At 70.9% G+C, this 18,803-nt stretch carries 19 protein-coding genes; 2 read left to right on the top strand and 17 right to left on the bottom strand.

What is annotated here, in order from left to right; translation table 11 throughout:
* Positions 1–25: 25 nt before the first annotated feature.
* The 7 genes from M3C17_RS05450 to M3C17_RS05420 all read right to left on the bottom strand — a co-directional run bounded on the left by M3C17_RS05450 (position 26) and on the right by M3C17_RS05420 (position 4,175).
* Positions 26–553 (bottom strand): pilus assembly protein TadG-related protein, encoded by a 528-nt coding sequence (locus tag M3C17_RS05450; RefSeq protein WP_259976635.1) that lies wholly within the window; start codon positions 551–553, stop codon positions 26–28.
* On the bottom strand, positions 538–972 hold the full coding sequence (locus M3C17_RS05445; protein ID WP_259976634.1) for a TadE family protein: 435 nt from the start codon (positions 970–972) through the stop codon (positions 538–540). Before M3C17_RS05445 ends, M3C17_RS05450 begins: the two co-directional genes overlap by 16 nt.
* On the bottom strand, positions 965–1,363 hold the full coding sequence (locus tag M3C17_RS05440; RefSeq protein WP_259976633.1) for a TadE/TadG family type IV pilus assembly protein: 399 nt from the start codon (positions 1,361–1,363) through the stop codon (positions 965–967). The genes M3C17_RS05445 and M3C17_RS05440 overlap by 8 nt, the downstream gene beginning before the upstream one ends.
* A gap of 1 nt (position 1,364) precedes the next feature.
* The gene (locus M3C17_RS05435) at positions 1,365–1,727 is read right to left on the bottom strand and encodes a hypothetical protein (protein ID WP_259976685.1); all 363 of its coding nucleotides are present in this window, start codon (positions 1,725–1,727) and stop codon (positions 1,365–1,367) included.
* A 62-nt stretch (positions 1,728–1,789) separates the two neighbouring features.
* Complete coding sequence (locus M3C17_RS05430) at positions 1,790–2,734, bottom strand: type II secretion system F family protein (protein ID WP_259976632.1); 945 nt, start codon at positions 2,732–2,734, stop codon at positions 1,790–1,792.
* Positions 2,722–3,579, bottom strand: coding sequence for a type II secretion system F family protein (locus tag M3C17_RS05425; RefSeq protein ID WP_259976631.1), 858 nt, complete (start codon positions 3,577–3,579; stop codon positions 2,722–2,724). The genes M3C17_RS05430 and M3C17_RS05425 overlap by 13 nt, the downstream gene beginning before the upstream one ends.
* Complete coding sequence (locus M3C17_RS05420) at positions 3,576–4,175, bottom strand: ATPase, T2SS/T4P/T4SS family (protein WP_396819704.1); 600 nt, start codon at positions 4,173–4,175, stop codon at positions 3,576–3,578. The genes M3C17_RS05425 and M3C17_RS05420 overlap by 4 nt, the downstream gene beginning before the upstream one ends.
* A gap of 329 nt (positions 4,176–4,504) precedes the next feature.
* On the opposite strand from M3C17_RS05420, the gene M3C17_RS05415 reads away from it, so the two are divergent.
* Positions 4,505–5,947 carry a recombinase family protein gene (locus tag M3C17_RS05415; protein WP_259976630.1) on the top strand — a complete coding sequence of 481 codons (1,443 nt, stop codon included), beginning with the start codon at positions 4,505–4,507 and terminating at the stop codon, positions 5,945–5,947.
* A 15-nt stretch (positions 5,948–5,962) separates the two neighbouring features.
* Here the strand turns inward: M3C17_RS05415 and M3C17_RS05410 are convergent, their stop codons facing one another.
* Positions 5,963–6,142 carry a hypothetical protein gene (locus tag M3C17_RS05410; protein WP_259976629.1) on the bottom strand — a complete coding sequence of 60 codons (180 nt, stop codon included), beginning with the start codon at positions 6,140–6,142 and terminating at the stop codon, positions 5,963–5,965.
* 92 nt (positions 6,143–6,234) lie between these two features.
* On the opposite strand from M3C17_RS05410, the gene M3C17_RS05405 reads away from it, so the two are divergent.
* Complete coding sequence (locus tag M3C17_RS05405; protein WP_259976628.1) at positions 6,235–6,681, top strand: hypothetical protein; 447 nt, start codon at positions 6,235–6,237, stop codon at positions 6,679–6,681.
* Positions 6,682–6,690: 9 nt separating this feature from the next.
* Here the strand turns inward: M3C17_RS05405 and M3C17_RS05400 are convergent, their stop codons facing one another.
* The 9 genes from M3C17_RS05400 to M3C17_RS05360 form a co-directional block, all read right to left on the bottom strand.
* Positions 6,691–11,553 carry a helicase-related protein gene (locus M3C17_RS05400; protein ID WP_259976627.1) on the bottom strand — a complete coding sequence of 1,621 codons (4,863 nt, stop codon included), beginning with the start codon at positions 11,551–11,553 and terminating at the stop codon, positions 6,691–6,693.
* A 146-nt stretch (positions 11,554–11,699) separates the two neighbouring features.
* A complete protein-coding gene (locus tag M3C17_RS05395; RefSeq protein ID WP_259976626.1) occupies positions 11,700–12,224 on the bottom strand; it encodes a hypothetical protein in 525 nt (174 codons plus the stop codon).
* Positions 12,225–12,420: 196 nt separating this feature from the next.
* On the bottom strand, positions 12,421–12,981 hold the full coding sequence (locus tag M3C17_RS05390) for a hypothetical protein (RefSeq protein ID WP_259976625.1): 561 nt from the start codon (positions 12,979–12,981) through the stop codon (positions 12,421–12,423).
* A gap of 14 nt (positions 12,982–12,995) precedes the next feature.
* On the bottom strand, positions 12,996–13,478 hold the full coding sequence (locus tag M3C17_RS05385) for a single-stranded DNA-binding protein (protein WP_259976624.1): 483 nt from the start codon (positions 13,476–13,478) through the stop codon (positions 12,996–12,998).
* A 74-nt stretch (positions 13,479–13,552) separates the two neighbouring features.
* Positions 13,553–15,322, bottom strand: a complete 1,770-nt coding sequence (locus tag M3C17_RS05380; RefSeq protein WP_259976623.1) for a type IV secretory system conjugative DNA transfer family protein — start codon at positions 15,320–15,322, stop codon at positions 13,553–13,555.
* The gene (locus M3C17_RS05375) at positions 15,319–15,897 is read right to left on the bottom strand and encodes a hypothetical protein (protein WP_259976622.1); all 579 of its coding nucleotides are present in this window, start codon (positions 15,895–15,897) and stop codon (positions 15,319–15,321) included. Before M3C17_RS05375 ends, M3C17_RS05380 begins: the two co-directional genes overlap by 4 nt.
* Positions 15,894–17,351 carry an ATP-binding protein gene (locus M3C17_RS05370; RefSeq protein ID WP_396819700.1) on the bottom strand — a complete coding sequence of 486 codons (1,458 nt, stop codon included), beginning with the start codon at positions 17,349–17,351 and terminating at the stop codon, positions 15,894–15,896. The genes M3C17_RS05375 and M3C17_RS05370 overlap by 4 nt, the downstream gene beginning before the upstream one ends.
* Positions 17,352–17,383: 32 nt before the next feature.
* Positions 17,384–18,181, bottom strand: coding sequence for a hypothetical protein (locus M3C17_RS05365; protein ID WP_259976620.1), 798 nt, complete (start codon positions 18,179–18,181; stop codon positions 17,384–17,386).
* 53 nt (positions 18,182–18,234) lie between these two features.
* Positions 18,235–18,803, bottom strand: a 569-nt coding sequence (locus tag M3C17_RS05360) for an SCO6880 family protein (RefSeq protein WP_311198427.1), incomplete at its 5' end; no start/stop codon positions are given.

Raw genomic sequence — 18,803 nt, 5'->3', positions numbered from 1 at the left:
CCATCCGACGAGCCGACTCCTCCGGTCAGCGCAACGCCGTGCGGCTGGTCGCCGTGGACCGGAGCAGCAGGCCGTCCGGCACGAAGGGAGACACGAGCGGAGGGTGCCAGGGCACGCTCACGGTCACCCGGGCAGAACTGCCGTCGGGAGTGTCGGCTGCGACGAGGACAGCCTCCGTCCCCGCACCGTCGACCAGGGGCTGCGACTGTGCGCGCACTCCCTCATCGGTGAGCTCCGCCCGCGCCGCGTCGCCGTCGAGGCGGAGCGTGAAGCCGTCCGCTCCGGCGAGCGCCGCCGCGTCGGCAAGGGTGTCCAGGCGCTTCTGCGCGATGTACAGGTCTGTCGCGCACACGCACACGAACACCACCGCGAGCGCGAGCAGGACGTAGCCGAGCACGAGCAGCATGATGCTCCCCTCCTCCGCCTCGCGTGCCTCCTCCGCACCGCTCCCCTCCTCCGCACTGCTCCCCGCCGCAGTCCCGCGCTCTTCCGCAGCTCCGTGCGCCCACTCCACCGCAGGGAGGGGGATCGCCGTCTTCACTGCGCGCTCCATTGCCGCGACACCTTCTGCACCGCGCTGGCTTCCACCGGGATCGCCGTCGCGCGGTCGAGTCCGAGGATCGCAGGCACGAACGGCAGCCGCGCCGTCGTCCCGACGGTGACCATGACGGTCGCCCCCGCGGACGGGCACTCCTGTCCTTCCGGCGTGCATCGGACGGTCAGTGTCACCTCGCCAGGGTCGATGCCGTACTCCTGGACGATGCCGGCCAGCACTGCGTCGCCTCGGCTCGCGGCGCTATCGGCATCCGGGGCGGTGGCGATCACCCTCGCCGCGTGGCGCGCAGCGGACTCCACGCCGAGCGTCTGCTCCTGGATCGCGCCGAGCACCATCACCAGGTAGGCGAGCGGGACGAGGAGGATCACGCCGACCGCGATGAACTCCAGGGAGCTCGACCCGCGCTCGTCATTCATCGAAGGACTCCGCCGGCGCGTGCGCCTCCACCTGCAGCGCGTAGGGCACACCGATCAGCCCGAACACCGGCAGGGTGGTGCGGATCCGGACGTCGACCGTCTCTTGTCCGCGCTGCCCTGACGTCGCCACCGCGATGTCGTCGGCATAAGCGGCGCCCACCGCTCGCTCGATCACCGTGCGCGCCGCCTCCGCGCCCTCGGCCAGGTTCGTATCCGCAAGCGCTGCGTGGTACGCCCCCTCGACCGCCGCGTCATGGACGACGTTGCGCACGTACACCGCGAGCGCGAGCTGCAGCACCGCGAGCGTGAGTGCCGTCAGCAGTGTCCCGACCAGCACGAACTCGACCGGGTTCGAGCCGCGATCGTCGGCGACCACGTGCGGCACCCTCATCTCAGAGACCCGAGACCCGCTGGATGGCCTGCTCGAACAGGTTCGTGAGCGCCGGACCGGCCACGGCCCAGATCACCACCACCAGTCCTGCCGTCATCAACGTGACGAGCACCCAGCCCGGGACATCCCCGGTCTCGTCCTCGATGAGCCCGGGAGCGCCGCCGGCCGTGCAGCTCTTCGCCCGCCACCGCGGGGAGCGGGAGTTCGGGCTCCCGCAGTGCCCCGAACTCCTCGGCCCTCGGCCCGGCTCGAACGGGCTGCCACCCCCACCGGGCTGCGGGCCGGGCACGTCCGTACCGTGTAGACGCACCTTGGGCGAGGTCGGGTCGAGCATAGCGAGCATCGAACGCGCACGTGTGATCATGCCGCCAGTCTGCCCGGAGCGACCCCTCCGCCTTCCGAGTTATCCACAGGCTGACGCCGCACTCAGCCGATACCGAGCCGGAGGATGAACAGCCCGGGGTACACGGCGAAGACGACCGAGAGCGGCAGGATCAGGAACACGAGCGGCAGCAGCATCAGGATCTCCTTGCGCCCCGCCTGCTCGATGAGCGTGCGCTTGGCGTCCTCCCGCGCATCCCCCGCCTGCGCATGGAGCACTGCGGCGAGTGGTGCGCCGTGCTCCAGCGCCGCCACGATCTGATCCACCGCACGGGACAGGCCGGGCAGCTGCAGCCGCGCCGCCATGGCCGTGAGCGCGTCCGCGGTCGTGGATCCGGTGCCGACCTCGAGCACGAGGCGCCGCAGTTCGCCGGTGAGCTCACCGGAGCCGACACCGGCCACCCGTCGCACGGCATCCAGGAAGCCTTCTCCCGCGGAGAGGCACAGCGCGAGGAACTCCAGAGTGGTGGGCAGCTCATCCGTGAGGCGGACGCGCCGCGCCTTCACCCGCGCGGACAGCTGCATGTCATACCCGATGACCGCGAGGGCACCGCACAGCAGGGGGATCACACCGACCGGAACCGACCAGCGTCCTGCCAGCACGAGCGCGATCACGGCGAGCGCTCCCGTCACGATCCCGCCGAGGCCCCAGGCGAGCTGCCGACCGCGGAATGCCGCCGTCCCGATACCGGAGCCGGCCTGCGCGAGACGCGAGCGCAGCGTCTCGCCGCCTCCGACCATCCGCTCGAACGTCCAGAGCAAGCGGTCCCAGACCGAGCTGCCCGCCGGCAGTGCCCCGACGGCGGGCAGAGCTTCGGGCGGGAGCAGATCGTCCGCCACGACGTCGCGGACGTAGGGGGCGATGCGCAGGGCGAGGGGCGCAGCTCGCCATCGCGGGAGCGCCGTCAGGACACCGAGCACGCCCACGGCCAGCCCTCCGCCGAGGAGGACGGCGACGGCGAGGGCGGTGACGCCGCTCAACCGAACCACCGCCGCGGCTCGGGAAGGCGGCCGATCCGGATCATGATCCGGAACGCGAGAGTCGAGACGACGGCACCCGCGCAGATCACCATCACACCCTCCGGGGTTCCGTACGCCTTCGCACCCTCGGGGCGCAGCACCAGAAGGACGAGGATGACCCACGGCGCGACGGCTCCGAGCACAGCGGCGCCGCGGATCCACGACTGCCGCGCCTCCACCTCGCCGCGGAGAGCGGCATCGGCCCGCACGGACGCCGACAGGGCACGCAGCACGCCGATGAGCTCCGTGCCGCCCACCTGCCTGGCCATTCGCAGTGTCTCCACGATGCGGTCTCCGATCGGGTCGGCGAGCGCGTCCTTCAGTCGGTCGAGACTCGCCTCGAACCGTCCGCTGCCCTGCAGGTCCCTGGCGAACACCGCGAAGGCCGGTCGCAGAGCGGGCGGGGCCGACTCCGCGAGGGTCGCGACGGCGTCGGGCAGCGACAGCCCCACGCGGATGGACGCGATCAGGAGGTCGCACACGTCCGGCCAGAGCTGCCGACGCAGCCGGCGCAGACGGAGTCGCCGTCCGCGCAGGAACGCGATCGGCGCCGCCCCGCCCGCGACCGCGGCCAGGGTCGCCAACACGCCGATCCCCGTGACCAGCCAGGTGATGGCCGCCGCGACGACCGCGCCGATCACGATGGTCAGCAGCAGCGTGCGCGAGGAATGCGCGGGGAATCCGGCCTCCTCCACAAGACGGATGGTGCGTCCCCGCGGCCTGGATGAGGAGGAGCGCCGCCCTGCCGGCCAGAGCCAGGGCGAGACCGCGAGCAGGATGCCGGCGGCGAGCGTCGCACCGAGGAGGATGCTCACGACGCGAGCCCGCCCATCGCCCGCGCGCGCGGAACCGCGGACAGTCCGCCCGGCACGCGCACCCCCTCGGTGTCGGCGGCGAACAGCACCCTACTGAGCACGCGCCCGTCGCGCACCTCCCCGGTCGGCGCCACCACCTCTCGCACCCGACGCGTGCCATCGTGATCGCGCTCGCAGTGCACCACCAGGTCGACCGCGGTGGCGAGGGCGGGGGCGATGAAGTCGCGGTCGATGTTGCGGCCGGCGAGCAGCGGAAGCAGGCAGAGCTTGTCGAGCGCCTCCGCCGCGCTGTTCGCATGCACGGTGCACGCACCGGGAACGCCCGTGTTGAGCGCCAGTACGAGGTCGAGGGCCTCGGCGTCACGGACCTCGCCGACCACCAGCCGGTCCGGGCGCATCCGCAGCGCCTCCTTGACGAGCCGTCGCAGCGTGATCTCGCCCGTGCCCTCCAGGCTGGGCTGCCGCCCCTGCAGCGCCACGAGATCAGGGCCGCTGACCGCGAGCTCGAACGTCTCCTCCACGGTGACGATGCGCTGCGTGTCGGCGCAGGATGCGAGCAGCGCACCGAGCACGGTGGTCTTCTCCACTTGGTGCATCTGACGCACCTAGTCAGTGGAGGTGATCGGCATGGATGTCGAACGCAAGAAGAACGTCGTGGCGTACGTGCGGGTGGCCCGCGCGCGGGCCGTTGGCGGGGATGCAACAGCACAGCGACGAGCCATCGAGCGGTACTGCCGCGAGAACAACCTAGTCGTCGCAGCCGCGCTGCAGGCAACCCGCCTGGCAGTCGATCGGTCCTCGAAGGAGGTGCTTCGCGCACTGGCGCGATGCCCCTTCGATGTGTCCTTGAGGCAGGGCTCCGATCGGGGCGGTCGTCATGCTCTCTAGGGCAACGACGAGCAGCACCGGGACGATCACGGAGCAGGTGCTGGTCTATCTGAGGATCAGCGAGGACCGCACCGGGGAGGAGGCCGGGGTCGAGCGACAGCGAGACGACTGCCTCTCGCTGTGCGCCCGGCTGGGCCTGGACGTTGCCGAACCCGACGTTTTCATGGACAACGACACGTCCGCCTACCTCGACAAGAAGCGACCGGACTTCGCGCGAATGCTCGCCCGGATCAAGCTCGGTCCTTCGCGGGTCGTCGTGTGGCACGTCGATCGCCTCTACCGGCGACCCCGTGAGCTCGAGGACTTGATCGACCTCGTGGAGACGCATCCGATCCGCATTGAGGCGGTCATGGGCGGTGCGTTCGACTTGAACACCCACGAGGGTCGGCTGATGGCCCGACAGCTCGTCGCGATGGCGGCCTACGAGTCCGGACACAAGGCTGACCGCATTCGCCGCGCGAACCGGCAGAAGGCCGAACGTGGCGACTGGCACGGCGCAGCAAAGTTCGGATACGGCACCGGCGGCGTCCTCATCCCCGAGCAGGCCGCCGTCGTCCGTGAGATGGCGGACAGGTTCCTCGCCGGCCAGTCCCTGCGCTCGATCACCGCGTGGCTGAACGATGAGTCCGGGTTCCCCGCACCGCAGGCGAAGACCGGGAAGACGCTCGGCGTCTGGCACGCGACCACCGTGAAGTCCATCTTGGTCTCCGCCCGGATCAGCGGGCAGCGAGCGTACGAGCCGACGCGACGGCGCGGTGATGGCCCGAACGGGCGAGAGATCCTCGGACCGGGAAACTGGCCGGCGATCATCACGCCGGAAGAGACAACCCGCATCAGGGCCATGCTTTCCAACCCCGACCGCCGGGTTGGAGTATCTTCGATCAATCTGCTGTCGGCGATCGCGACGTGCGGCAAGTGCGGCTCCGGGCTCGTCGCGGGCAAGGCCAAGCACGGGCCATCCGATGCGAAGCGGAACTACTACCGCTGCATGCCAGTACCAGGACATCCCGAGAGAGGCGGTCTGTCGGTCAGTGCATCCGGCCTCGAGGCTGTTGTCAGAGAAGCCGTGATCGCACGCCTGGCCGTGACCACCCTTCCGGCCGACACTCCCGAGACAGGCGGGGCAGTCGCGGAAGCGATGGGACGGATCATGGCCGCGCGCGAGCGGATGGAAGATCTCGCCCGCGACTACGGGGCGGGCATGCTGACTCGCAGCGAGTACCACGCCGGTCGCGTCGCCGCCCAGAGCGCCGTTCACGACGCGGAACTGGCCCTCGGCAGGGTAAACCGCGGGTCGGCCCTCAAAGGGCTCCCTATCGGCGATGAGGCGGCTCTGCGGCACGCTTGGGAGCACGAGTGGACTGTGCCGCAGAAGCGCGCGATCCTGACCGCGCTGATCGACAGCCTCGTCGTGCAGCCCTACGCGAACGGTGGTTCGCGCTTCCGGCCCGAGCGGGTGCAGCTCACCTTCAAGGCATGACGGGAGGATGCTGGGTCAGGCCGGATGCTCCATGAGCGCGCGAAGCCGGCCCAGCGCCACCGGGTCTTCGACGGCGAACGGCACCCCTGACGCCTCGCATGCCTCTCGCGTCCAGGCCAACACATCGAAGTTGGGCGGGAGCGCGTCCTTCGCGAGATCGCCGCGGGTGGCGTGCTCTGCGCTTGTGCTGCCCATGATGCACAGGTACGCGCATCGCCCCGACCCCACGGCGGCGCGCACCTTCGTGGTGCGGGCGCCTGCCCGCGGCGAAGAAGCGGAGCAGCATCATGGCGACCCCTCGATATCGGCCGGAGCAGTTCGTCGACTCGGGCTGGGACTCGGGCACGCCGGAGCGCAAGGCGCGGTTCGTGAACTCCCTGCTGCGCTTCATCGCCGACGACTTCCCCCGTGAACGGTTCACGCGCCCGCTGTATCTGGGGCTCTCCACGCACGGCTACTTCGGGTTCATCGCGCACTACGACATTCACGGCTTCTACGACGAGCAGATGTCGACGCCTGCCCGCCGTGAGCGGTTCCTGAGCGACCTGGCCAGCGACTGCCAGAAGGACGCGCACCTGGACCGCCCGGACCTGTGGAGCGACGTCAAGGCCATCCTGGCGATCCGCCTCATGCCCCAGGCCGAGCAGGCGCCCGCGGCGCGGCGGCTGGCGCCGTCGTCTTCGTTCGGGACACGTCCCCCCGCCGCTGGCCCTGACGCGCCGACCCTGTTCTGAGACTCGACCTCAGAGGCCGAACTGCGGTCCTTCGCGCAGCGGCGCCGTCGAACGCTCGGCGACGGCGAGGTCGGCCACAGTGCGGTCGGGGTCGGCTCGCACACCGAGCGCGGGACGGTGCGCTCGGACGGACTCCACAGTGATCCGGGCCTCCTCGACGGCAGGCGGCAGGTCGCCGCCGTCCTGCATCGCGGCGAGCTGCGCCTCGACACGGGCCAGGTCCGCCTCCGACTCGGCCAGGGCGCGCACGTACCGGAACGGTTGACCAATGCGTTCCTCGGTCTCGGCGATGGTCTGCTCGGCGACGGCGAGGTCATCGCGGGCGTGCCCGAGCAGGGTGGGGATGCCCGAGACGCGGTTCTCGATGCGCTGAATCACGCCGACACCACCCTCGAGGAAGATGTCGCGGGAGATCGTGAAGCCGCTGCGGGGCACGCCGTCGAGCGTGACCTCCATGAGCAGATCGCCGAGCATCGGCAGCGTGCTCAGGTGGACGTCGAATCCGCTGATGCGCCCGATGACGCCGTAGTCGCGGGTCGCGTACTTCGGCGCCCACTTCAGGTCCGAGTCGTGCGCCCACCGGGCGAGCGCGTGCGCGGCATCGACCCGCGAGTCGTAGTGCGTGCCGCGCAGCTCGATACGGAAGTTCTCGCCGGAGGTCTCTCGGATGCGGGGCAGCGCCGCCTCCAGATGCTCGATATCGTTCCCGGCGCGGCGTGCGTCGCCGCGGGCGCGGTCACGGCTGTGGATCAGCATCGACTCGTTACGGTGATAGGCACGTTCCAGCCGACGGAGCCTAGTAACCTCGTTCTGGATCGTGGAGTGCTCCAGCAGCAGGGGGTTGCCGGAGCTGATCGCCTTCGCTTCCGCGGCGGACAGAGCCGAGGAGTCGATCTCCTCGATCTCGCGGGTGTCGAGCCGGCCACGCATGAGCTGGGCGATGAACGTCGCCTTCCGCTCGACGCCCTGCCACATGTAGGAGTCGAAGGAGCGCTCCGTCACGAACCGGACGATGGCGACCTCCGCGTTCTGGTTGCCCTGCCGCATGATCCGGCCCTCGCGCTGGGCGATGTCCGAGGGACGCCACGGGCAGTCCAGGTGGTAAAGCGCGACGGCGCGGGCCTGGACGTTGGTGCCGACGCCCATCTTCTCCGTGGAGCCGAGCAGCACGGCGATGTGCCCGGCGCGCGCGGCGGCAAACAGCCGCGCCTTGTCCGTGTCGGTCTTGGCCTCGTGCATGAACCGGATCGCCTCGCCCGGCATCCCGCGCATCACGAGCTGGGCGTGCAACTCGTCGTAGGCGTTCCAGCGATCGGGGTTCGGCGTCCCGATGTCGGAGAACACCAGCTGCAACGCCCCGCGTACCGGCGAGGGCTGCCCGGTGATGACGTCGAGGTACTCGTTGTCGCGCGTGCGCTCCCATACCCGGTGGATCGCGTCCGCGGCCGCGTCGATCTTCGTCGGGCCGGAGGGCCGGTTCGGGACGATCATGCGAATGTCCAGCGCGGCCTTCCGCCCATCGGTGGACACGTTGAGCATGTTGTCCTCGGTGGGCGGAACCGCCTTCGCGGCGATCTTCTCCGCCCGCGCCCCCAGGTGCTCGATGAACCGTTCGAGCTCCACGGTCGGCTGTACCGGCACGGTCGCCGGCACCCGCTGCCCGTCGTCGCGGGCAACGAGGTCCGGGGTCGGCAGTTGCAGGTCTTCGGCGGTCTTCACGTCGGCGAAGATCGACCACATCTTGAGCATCTCCGGCACGTTCGAAAACTTCGCGAAGCGGGTCTTCATGCGGAACGTGTTGTTTCCGGTCGGGGCCATCTCCATCTGCGTGACGGTCTGCCCGAACGTCGCCGCCCAAGCGTCAAACGCACCGATTCCGGCCGCGTCGAGTAGGTCTGGGCGCAGGTAACGCTGCATGACGTATGCCTCGGTGATCGAGTTGGAGATCGGGGTCGCGGTCGCGCCGGTGACGACTCGCTCCCGGCCCTGTGAGCGCAGGTACTCAAGCTTCATGTGCAGGTCGGTCGCCCGGTCGGAGCCCTCGATCGAGGCGTCGCGGATGTTGGACTCTGTGGCGAGGTTCTTGTACATGTGCATCTCGTCGACGATCACGTAGTCGATGCCGGTGTCCTCGAAGCAGACGCCGACGTCGCGGGAGGTGTCGGTGCGTTCTTTGAGCTTGTTCTCCAGGGCCAGGAGCTTGCGCTGGATGCGCTTAACGCTCATCCGGTCCTCGCCCTCGGCCTGGTCGAGCACTTCCTTGACGTCATCGACCTGCGAGCGGATGTATGCCTGCTGGGTCTCGGTGCGCAGCGGGATCTTCGCGAACGCGCCCTGCGTCAAGATCACGGCATCCCACTCGTTCGCTGCGGCGCGGGCGACGAAGGTGCGGCGCTTGTCCGCAGTCAGGTCACCGCTGGAGACGGCGAGGATGCGGGCCTGCGGGTAGATCTGCAACCACTCCCGGCCGACCTGCTCAAGCATGTGATTCGGCACGACGACGACGGGCTTGGCGATCAGGCCCATGCGGCGCATCTCCATCGCGCCCATCACCATCTCGGCCGTCTTGCCGGCACCGACCTCATGGAACAGACCGGCCGAGGGCTCGGCGATCATGCGGGCGACCGCGGCCCGCTGGTGCGGGCGCGGCTCGAAGCTTGCCGCCATGCCGGGCAGCGAGAGGTAGTCGCCCGCATCGCTGTAGTCACGGAGGACGATGGAGTTGAAGCGCCGGTTGTACTCTTCGACCAGCGCCGCGGCGCGGGCCGGGTCTTCCCATACCCACTCGCCGAACCGCTCTTGGATCAGGTCGGCCTTCTCCTGCGCGGCCGTCGTCTCGATCGGGTTCAGGACGCGGCGGATCTTCCCGCCGACGTCTTCCACCTCGTCATAGACGAGCAAGGTCTTCTGTTCCATGACGGCTTGGGCGATGTCGGGCGCGGGGCGCCGCTCGGTGCCCCACTCGCTCGTGGACAGCACGCCCACCCGCCCGCCGCGGACCTCCCACATGCCCGGCAGCGCGTTCTCCACCCGCACGTCGGAGGTCTTCAGGATCGCGTTGAGGAAGTCCTCGTGGATGCGTTCGCTGATCCACACCGCGCCCAGGCGGGCGGTGATGTCCTCGACGCCGAGCGCGGGCGGCAGCACGGCGGCCAGCGCGTCGACGTTCGCCTGGAACGCGGGCTCATCGGCGGCGCGCGCCTTGGCGGACTCCAGCTTTCCCCGCACGTCGCCGGACAGATAGGCGGGGGCGTGGACGAGTTCGCCGCCAACGGGATCGGTGAACACCATCCCGGCCAGCGCCGAGCGTGCCTCGTGCTCGGGCATGCCCAGCAGGTCGGCGATGAGGGTCAGGTCGATGCCGCCGGTGCGGTCCAGGCTCACCGCGATCGCGTCGGCGGGCGTCTCCACGCCCTGCACCTCCGGGCGCGGGGCGACGACACGGCGGGTCATGATCGCCGCCGGCGTGGCCGTCTGCTCGGTGTCGTCGAACTGCTCCAGGGCGATCACCAGTGGCCCGAACGGGTCGGAACGCAGCAGCCGGATCGGGGTCGGCACGATCCGCGCGTAGGTGTCCTCACCGGCGGGGTTCTGCCGCCCGGTCGGCCGCAGTGTGTAGCGGTTGAGGGGGCCGTACTTGCCCAGGTACTTCTGGTAGTCGCGCCGCAGCGCCGCCCGCGCCTCGATGACCTCGATTGTGTCGTCCACCGTCGCCGACTCCAGGGTCAGCAGGGTCGTGGCCCGGTCGCGCAGCCCGAGCAGAGCGCGCAGTTCGGTCGCCGCCGATTTGGGTACGGCGAGTGGTTCCAGCGCCCCGGAGGCGACGGTCGCGAACTCGCCGCCGTCGACGGGCACGATGCTGCCGTCCCATACGGTCGGCGCGGACGGGGTGAACGCGGCACGGCGGGACTGCTGCGCCGCGGTGCGTTCGCTCATCATCAGCCCGAGCCGGCGCCCGGCGAACACGATCTCGTCCACGGCGAGCGCCAGTGTGCTCTCCAGCTCGGCGAGGTTCCCGGTGACGGTGAGCGTATCCGCGCCGTACATGCCCTGCTGCACGCCGACGGCGCCGAGCATCCGCTCGGGCCGATGGTCGAAGTAGGCGTTGATCTTCACCAACCGCCCGTCGATGCTGACCGGCGTGACAGTCTCCCACAGGTCGTCGGCCGGTGGCCGACCGTCCTCGCGGCGGCGGAAGATGAGCAGATCGGTGAGCACCTCAGTGCCAGCCGCGCGGCGGTGCGCGCCGGTGGGCAGGCGGATCGCCCCGACGAGATCCGCCAGGGCGTTCATCTCCCGGCGTGCGCCGGGATTCTGTGCGTCCATCGTGTAATGCGAGGTCAGCACCGCGACGAGCCCGCCGGGCCGGGTCAGCCGCAGCGACTTCAGGATGAAGTGGTTGTGCATCGTCTGCTTGGTGCCGTTGTGGACCGGATCGTGCAGGACGACGCCGGCGAACGGCACGTTGCCGATCGCAGCGTCGAAGTGCCCTTCGGGCAGGCGGGTGTCGGCGAACGACTCGGCGCGGATCGTCGCGTGCGGGTAGAGGCCCTGGCTGATCGCCGCCGTCACCGGGTCCAGCTCGACGCCGGTCATCTGCGCCGAGCCCGGCGCGAGCCCGATGAACGTCCCCGCTCCCGAACCCGGCTCCAGCACGCTTCCGCCCGTGAAGCCGAGCGCGCTCATGGCGCGCCACATCTGCCGGACGATCAGCGGGTCGGTGTAGTGGGCGTTGATCGTCGTGCGGGCCGCGGCGTCCCAGTCGGTCTCGTCGAGCAGGCCGCGCAGCTCGGCGCGCTCGGCATCCCAGCCGTCCTTCGTAGCGTCGAACACGTCGGGGATCGCACCCCAGCTCGACCAGCGGGCGAGCACCTGCTGCTCCTCGCCCGTCGCGGGTCGTTCCTCGGCGGCGAGGGTGCGGGCGAGCCGGATCGCCGCGGTGTTCGCCTGGAAACGGGCCTTCGGCCCCGAAGGGGCCAGGTCGTCCTGCGATGCTGGGACGAACCGAGATGGGGCGGCTAGCTCAGTTCGCGTAGGAAACGGATCGTCGCCGCCTCCTGCAGCACGGCCTGGTTCTCCCGTAGGTAGTCCAGCGGCGGCTCGGTCGCTACCAGGCCCTCGAGGAAGGCCACCGGCACCGCCCAGTCGTTCGCCATCTGCTCCAGCTCCACCGTCGAGGGCATCAAGTCCGGGGAGTCCTGCATCCGTTCGGCCCAGGTCACGAGGTTCTCGTCCGAGGGCCGGGTCTGCTCCCACTCCTCGCGGGCCTGCTCCAGCGGCAGCTCCGGGTCGCCGATCCACACCAGTTGTGCCATCACGACCTCCTCCGCGATCCGCCGGGCCGTCACTAGCCGGGCGATCTCCTGCAAGTAATTCTGCTCCGAAGATCGCGTCCCAGCCAGTATTGCTGTCAGGTCCGACACTTGCGCCTGCACTTCCAGGCCCAGGTTCGTGAAGAACTCCTCCGGGTTCTCCAGCGCCTTCAGCCGGCTCGGGGCCGTCCTCTCCCAATGTGCTCTGGCCGCTGCCGCGTACTTGTTCATCGGCCTGTTCCTCCCCGGCGGTGTCCTCTGGCGTATCGGATGCGAGCGCACCGGCCAGGGACTCGTCGGCGGTCTGCTCGTCCAGTCCCCACAGGTCGAACGCGAGCTGACCGGGATGCGGGTCGCGGTTCCGGCGCGCAGCCATCAAGCCACCTCCGTGTCGCGCATGGGCTATCTCGTGGTCGGTCGCGCAGGGTCAGGGGCGGATCTCGCCCGTGTCCGGGTCGAGGTTGCGGTAGAACTCGTCCTCGGCCTCGCGGCGGCGGGCGACGTCATCGAGGACGTGCTGCACGAAGTCCGCGTCCCGGTCGGTGATCGGGATCTCCTCGACGGGCTCGGCGGGTTCCTCGCCGGGCCACACCGTCTGCCTGGTCGGTCGGTCGCGGTCCAGGCGGGTGCCGGACGCGGCGACCCAATCGCGCAGCCGGTGCCGGGCGTCGGCGAAGTCGCGGTGCCAGCCCAGCGGTGCCGACCCGTTCTGCTCCGGGTCGTAGGCGCCCAACCAGTGCAGGTGCAGCGCCGACAGTTCCCAGACGAGCTCGGAGTGGCGGTGCCACAGCGGCGGGACCACCGCGGCCGGCAGACCGTAGGTGCGGCGCAGCCAGTTCACCCAGGCGTTGAGCTCCAGCCACTCGGTCTCGGCCTCGTCGGCGGTCAGGATGTTCCAGTTCACCGGGTGCGGCGGCTCCGGCAGCAGCTCCGGCTCGCCTCCACCACCCGCGGCGGGCTCGCGCGGGGTGTCGTCCTGGTTGCTCATGGGAAGGCCGCTGTTCAGAGAGCGACCGCGGTGGACTGGGCGGACGGCCGCTGCGGCGCATCCGCGATCGGCGCCGGCCTGCGGCGCGGGCGCGGCGTCGGGCGCTCGGCCGCGTCTGCCTCCGGGGCGGGCTGGTTGCGGTGGCTGCGGTCGACGCTGTAGCGGGTGCGCAGGCTGTCGTGGCCGATGGCGGTCGCAATGAACTCCTCGTCGCGGATCGTCTTCCCGTCGCGCTCGTAGGTGAACGGGTGGACGCGCCCGCTGGCGACGAAGCTGTCGTCCTTCGCCAGGAGGGCGTGGGCGCGCTTGGCGGCGGCGCGGAACAGGACGAGGTGGTGGAACGTCGGCTCGAGGTCCGTGGTGGTGCCGTCGGGCTCGCCGCGCTGATGCCGCACGCCGACCCTGGCGTAGAACCGGGCCTGCCCCTTCGAGGTCTCGGTCAGCTGCGGCTCGGTGGCGATGAACCCGGTCAACGACTGCTGGGTCTGGATGCTCACGTCGTGCTCCTTGCCTGTCGTGACAGCCGCCAGATGCGGCCGTTCCCGTCAGGCAGGTGCGCGCCCGCTGCCAGTCAGGCGGGGCGGCCTAGCAGCGCCTCGACCTCGGTACGGTCGGCCTTCAGCGTCGCCGCGTCTTCGCGGGTCGTCCATGCCCGCAGATCGGTCACGATCGGCGGGGCCGAGCGCAGCAGCGTGATCCCCGTGCCGAAGGGCAGGGTGCGGATCGTCTCGGGCGGCATCACCGCCACGCGGCGCACGGAGCGTTGCGAGGAGCGTGAGCCGCGGTCGCCGATCGTGTCCGAGTGGGTGGTCTCGTCCCGCTCCCCGATGAGGGTCGACAGGTCTTGCAGGTCGCGTGAGCCGGACGCGCCGCCGAGGACGATCTTGACGATGGAGGCGTCCCAGATCGCGGCGGCGGCGTTCTCGCCCCACTTCTCCCGCGCCTGGGCGAGGGATTGGAGCACGGGCATGGTCGTGATCCCGGTGCCGCCGCCCTCAGCCATCAGCGTGGGCAGGCTCGGCAGGGGCGCGAGGTTCCCGATCTCGTCCAGCGCGAGCAGCAGCGGCGGGTCCAGGCGTGCGCCCGGTGAGGTCGCGGCCAGGTGCCTGGCGGTCTCCACAAGGTCTTCCACGAACGCGGAGACCAGCGCCGAGGAACTGCCGGCCCCCGCAGAGGTCGCCAGCAGGTACAGCGTCCCGCGCTGGGTGAGGAACGCGGCGGGATCGAAGTCCTCGCCGGGGCGCGGGGTGACCGCCTCCAGCACGCGGGGGTCGGCCAGGCAGCTCAGAGCCAGCGACACGCCCTGCCAGATCGAGTCGCGGGTCCGGGGGTCGGCGTGGATCATCGCCTCCAGCGACTCGGCCCACCCGGTCGCCGCCTGCGGGTGTGCGGTCAGGATCGCGACGGCCTCCGCAGCGGCGGTCGGGTCCAGGGTCCACCGGAACAGCTCGGCGGCCCCGCGCCCGTCGAGCGCCGCCGCGTGCAGGAGCGCCTGGAGCGCGGTGCGGGTCTTGCCCTCCCAGAACCCGCCGCCCTCGACCCCACCCGAGGACAACCCGGTTCCCGCTGCCAGGCCCGTCGCGCGGATCATCGCAGTCAGCGGAGTTTCGCAGCCACGCACCGGCGACCAGCGCAGCCCGGCCGGCACGCCTTCGGCCAAGTGCTGCGGGTCGAACACCGCCACGGGACCGCACCGCAGCCGCGCGCGCAGTGTGGCCGTGAGGTTGTCGGGCCGGGTCGAAGTCGTCACGACCGCGCCGGGGGCGTCCAAGATGGCGTTGATCGCGACGAACATGCCCTTGCCCGCGCGAGGCGGACCGATGAGCAGGATGCTGTCCTCCACCGACGCCCACACCTGGCGCCCGTGCGATCGGCCCAGCAGGTAGCCGACGTCAGCCGGCTTCGGGTCAGAGGTCGACGGCCGCAGCGTGGAGGCGCGGCGCAGCAACGCCCGGCTGGAGGCTGCCTGGGCGACCTCCGCGCCGGTCGCGGTGCCCTGGATGCGGTGCGGGTCGCGGCGCGTCGCCGTCGAGTGCCGGCGCAGCAGCGACCAGCCCCACCAGCCGGCGACGCCGATCACGGCGAGCAGCACCGCCGTCGCGATCCAGTAGACGACCGGGTTCAGCCCCGGCACTCCCAGCGGGTCGCCGGGGTCGCCGGGACGCAGCAGCACACCGAGGCCGGCCTCGATGCCGCCGGCCGGCTGCGGCGCGCCGGTCAGGAACGCGGCGATCGTCCCGGCGACCCGCAGCACGCCGGCTAGACCCGCAGCGCCGATCAGCAAGCCGATGCCGAGGCTCGCGAGCAGGTCTTCCGGGCCGCGGCCCGTCGTCGTGCTCACCGGCCGGCTCGCTCGGGATGCTGCACCGAGAAGGTTCCGGAGATCCGGCCCAGCAGCAGCACCTCGCGAGTCGGCGCCAGCTCGAGCAGATGGTGTTGCAGCAGCGCGCGACCGTGCCCGGTCGGGCCGGCGTCGGAATGGGCGACGATGACCGCCAGGGCGACGTCCTCGCCGGGCACGAACCCGTCCGCGCTCACCTCGAACAACACAGCAGGGACCGCAGCCGCCGGAGCCGAAGCCTGCTGGGGAAAGGCAGGCTCGGGAGGGGCGAAGCGGCTCCGGCGGCGCGGTGGCGTGAGGATGTCGGTGAAGGTCGAGCCGTCCGCCTCATGCACTTCGACGCGGATCGGGCTGTCCAAGGCAGCGGTGAGATGATCGGCGAGCGCCCCGAAGGTGTCGCGCCGCAGCGGACGCAGCGCCTCCGGCGCGGTGAACGGCGCGCCATCGACCGTGACGGACAACGCGCCGTCGGGCGCGACCGCGACCCGGACGTGCGGGACGTGAATGATCGGCTGCGCCGGTGCCGGGACGTCCGGCTGGTCGGCGTCACCGCCGCGCCGGTAGCGGGGCTTCACGCCACGCCCCCGGTCATGCGGGTAGCCGTGTTAAACAGTTCGAGCTCGGCCGGATGCAGCTGATGCTGCGTGACGTAGGAGTGATCCTTGACCCGCCACAGCCCTTGCCCGGTGCCCAGCGTCGGCAGGAGTTTCTGCTCGGTCCCGGTCAGCCCAAGGATCTCGCCGGTGATGCCGAGCTGGTCGCTTTCCTGGCGGTAGATGATCCGCGTCTCCGCGTTGGCGAGCAGCGAGGATGCCAGGGCGCGCATCGCCGAGCCGCTGTCGCCCACGTTGTCGAGGTCGGTGAGCTTGTGGAACACGAGCGCGTTCGCGATGCCGTAGTGCCGAGCGAGGCGCCATTGGGCGTCCATGCGGCGCAGCAGCGGCGCATGGGACATGAGCCGCCATGCCTCGTCGTAGATCACCCACCGCTGCCCGCCGTTGGGGTCCAGCAGCGCCGCTTCCATCCACGCGGACGAGCAGGTCATCAGGACGCTGATGAGGGTGCTGTTCTCCGCGACGCGGGACAGATCAAGGCTGACCATCGGCAGGGACGGGTCGAACGTCACCGTGGAGGGGCCGTCGAACAACCCAGCGAGGTCGCCGGCGACCAGCCGGCGCAGAGCGTGCCCGGCGAGCCGTCCGTCCTCGGCGAGGCGCCCGTCCGAGTCGTCGGCGGCGGCGGGGTTGAGGATGCGGTCGACGACCATCGGCAGGATCGGGATCTCGGCCGAGCGCACCGCATCGGCCAGGGCGAGGTCGATCGCGGTGTGCTCCAGGGGCGTCAGCCGCCGATCCAGCACGGTTTCCGTCAGCGCGCCGATCAGATCGCGGCGGCGTGCAGCGACCTGGGTCGCCCATTCGCTGTCGGACACGTCCGAGGGCCGGTGCCCCTCATCCAGCGGATTCAGCCGATTGCGCAGCCCGTGCCCGAGCACGATCGCTTTCCCGCCGACGGCCTCGGCGACCGCCGTGTGCTCTCCCTTGGGGTCGCCGGGCACGTAGACCCTGCGCCCGAACGCGATCGACCTCGTGTACAGGGACTTCACCAGGGAGGACTTGCCGGAGCCGACGATGCCGGCCACGACGATGTTCGGAGCGGTGATGACCCCGCGCGCGTACAAGACCCACGGGTCGTAGACGAAGCTGCCGCCGGAGTAGAGATCCTGGCCGACGAACACGCCTGCGGACCCGAGGCCGCCTTCGGCGAGGAAGGGATACGCCCCGGCGAGCGTCGCCGAGGTGTCCTGATGGCGCGGCAGCCGCAGCCGGCCGGGGGTGCGTAGCGCAGCCGGGCCGGCCTCCCCGGCGGGTGGCAGGTAGGTGGTGCGGCGGCGTTCGTCGCGCTCGGTTTCCCAGCGTTGCTGCGCTTGCAGCTTGCGGGTGCGTTGCTGCTCGGCGATCAACTCCGCGGCGGCACGCTGGCGCGCCTTGCGGTGCTTGCGGCGCTCGTTCTGCGGGGAGACGAGCACGCTGGTGTGCAGGCGGTCGTCGTCCTGGCCGCTCACAGCGCGAGGCCCTGACCCAGCCGTGCGGCTTGCGGAGCGGCACCGAACCACTCCGGGTCGGCGGGCCGCCCCCTGCCGGCCTGCGTGAGGGGCGCGGGCTCGGCGAGCGCCGGGTCGGGCGCGACGTCGTGCGCGCGCAGCAGGCCGACGTGACCGAGGGTCGGGTTGTACGTCAGCGCGTATCCCTCGACGGTGACCGTGCGGTCCAGCGCACCGACGGGCGGGGCGTCGTAGACGTAGCCGTTGACCAGCGCCGCGTCGGTCGTCTCCTGGCCGTAGTCCCACCGCGCCAGGTGCGCAACGGCCGCGTCGGGACCCTCACGGTCGATGAGGGTCAGCACCTCATCGGCCTCCTCGCCTTGCAGGAACACGACGCTCACCCACCGGGAGGTCGCCTCCTCCGGTGCATGGGTCGGGGCGTCGCCGGCGAGACCGGCCGGGTCAAGGCTGGCAGGCTGCCAGGCGATGCGGGAGGCGTGCTGCGAGGCCAGGTCGAGCCGCACCTGCACCTCGTCGAGCGCGTTTGCGGCGAGGTTGAGTGCGTCCGCGGCGGCGAGCGCGTAGACCCGGCCGAGGAACGGGTCACCGTCGTCGGTGCGGGCGAGCTCGTGCGCGTCGACGAGGCTGCGGGTGAGCTGATCGAGCACCTGCCGCAGCGACCGGGTGCCGGCGATCAGCTCGCCAAGCACCGGGTAAGTGCTGGTCGGGGGCATGTCCCGCGTGGCGTGCGCGAGACCGCGCAGCGCGGCGGCGCTCTCCGCGGCATCCGCGAGCGGGTCGGTCAGAGTCGGCATGGCGTTGTCCTCACGATGGGTTGGCGTGTCGGAGGACAGGTGCGCACGGCCGGTCAGACGGTGCGGCACAGCGGCAGCGCGGCAGCGGCGAACGCCGCGGCCTGCTGCCCGACCAGGCGGCGCGTCTCGCACGACGCCTGGATCGCGGCCTGCTCGAGGGCGGAAACGGCCGCCTCCAGCTCATCGAGCGTCGGCGCGGATACGGCAATCAGGCCCGTGTAGCGCAGGATGCCGTGGCCGCTGGTCAGGTCCGCTTCCTGCTGGAGGACGTCCTCGAACTCAGCGGACTGCTGCGCATCCTCGATCTGACCGATCCGCTGGCGCTGGTGCGCGTCGCTGATGTACTCGGTCTTCTTTTTGCGGATGTCGCGGGCGGCCTGGTCGGAGCGGATCGGGGTCGCGATCAGCGAGAACGCGCGCCGCACGCCCGAGGACAGCAGGATCGGGGCGAGGAACCCCGGATACACCAGCGACCTGGGCCATTCGGTGATCCACAGCACGGCGTGGAAGGCGGAGTCCGAGCGCAGGTGCTGCCAGCTCTCGGTGATCGCGACGGGGCCGGCTGTGGCGAGGTCACGGCCGAGGTCGCGGTGTCGTTCCAGGGTCGCCGCGACGGCGGGGT

Origin of the sequence: Microbacterium sp. p3-SID336 (genome assembly GCF_025143365.1) — a bacterium.
Classification (GTDB): domain Bacteria; phylum Actinomycetota; class Actinomycetes; order Actinomycetales; family Microbacteriaceae; genus Microbacterium.
Note: the sequence above shows the minus strand (reverse complement) of the source record. Positions and strands in the feature narration are given on the sequence as shown.

Excerpts from the sequence above, each read along its gene's own strand:
- M3C17_RS05435 (WP_259976685.1), bottom strand. The coding sequence starts at position 1,727 with ATGATCACACGTGCGCGTTCGATGCTCGCTATGCTCGACCCGACCTCG.
- M3C17_RS05445 (WP_259976634.1), bottom strand. The coding sequence starts at position 972 with ATGAATGACGAGCGCGGGTCGAGCTCCCTGGAGTTCATCGCGGTCGGC.
- M3C17_RS05450 (WP_259976635.1), bottom strand. The coding sequence starts at position 553 with ATGGAGCGCGCAGTGAAGACGGCGATCCCCCTCCCTGCGGTGGAGTGG.
- M3C17_RS05410 (WP_259976629.1), bottom strand. The coding sequence starts at position 6,142 with ATGGGCAGCACAAGCGCAGAGCACGCCACCCGCGGCGATCTCGCGAAG.
- M3C17_RS05390 (WP_259976625.1), bottom strand. The coding sequence starts at position 12,981 with ATGAGCAACCAGGACGACACCCCGCGCGAGCCCGCCGCGGGTGGTGGA.
- M3C17_RS05405 (WP_259976628.1), top strand. The coding sequence starts at position 6,235 with ATGGCGACCCCTCGATATCGGCCGGAGCAGTTCGTCGACTCGGGCTGG.
- M3C17_RS05365 (WP_259976620.1), bottom strand. The coding sequence starts at position 18,181 with ATGCCGACTCTGACCGACCCGCTCGCGGATGCCGCGGAGAGCGCCGCC.
- M3C17_RS05395 (WP_259976626.1), bottom strand. The coding sequence starts at position 12,224 with ATGAACAAGTACGCGGCAGCGGCCAGAGCACATTGGGAGAGGACGGCC.
- M3C17_RS05440 (WP_259976633.1), bottom strand. The coding sequence starts at position 1,363 with ATGAGGGTGCCGCACGTGGTCGCCGACGATCGCGGCTCGAACCCGGTC.
- M3C17_RS05420 (WP_396819704.1), bottom strand. The coding sequence starts at position 4,175 with ATGCACCAAGTGGAGAAGACCACCGTGCTCGGTGCGCTGCTCGCATCC.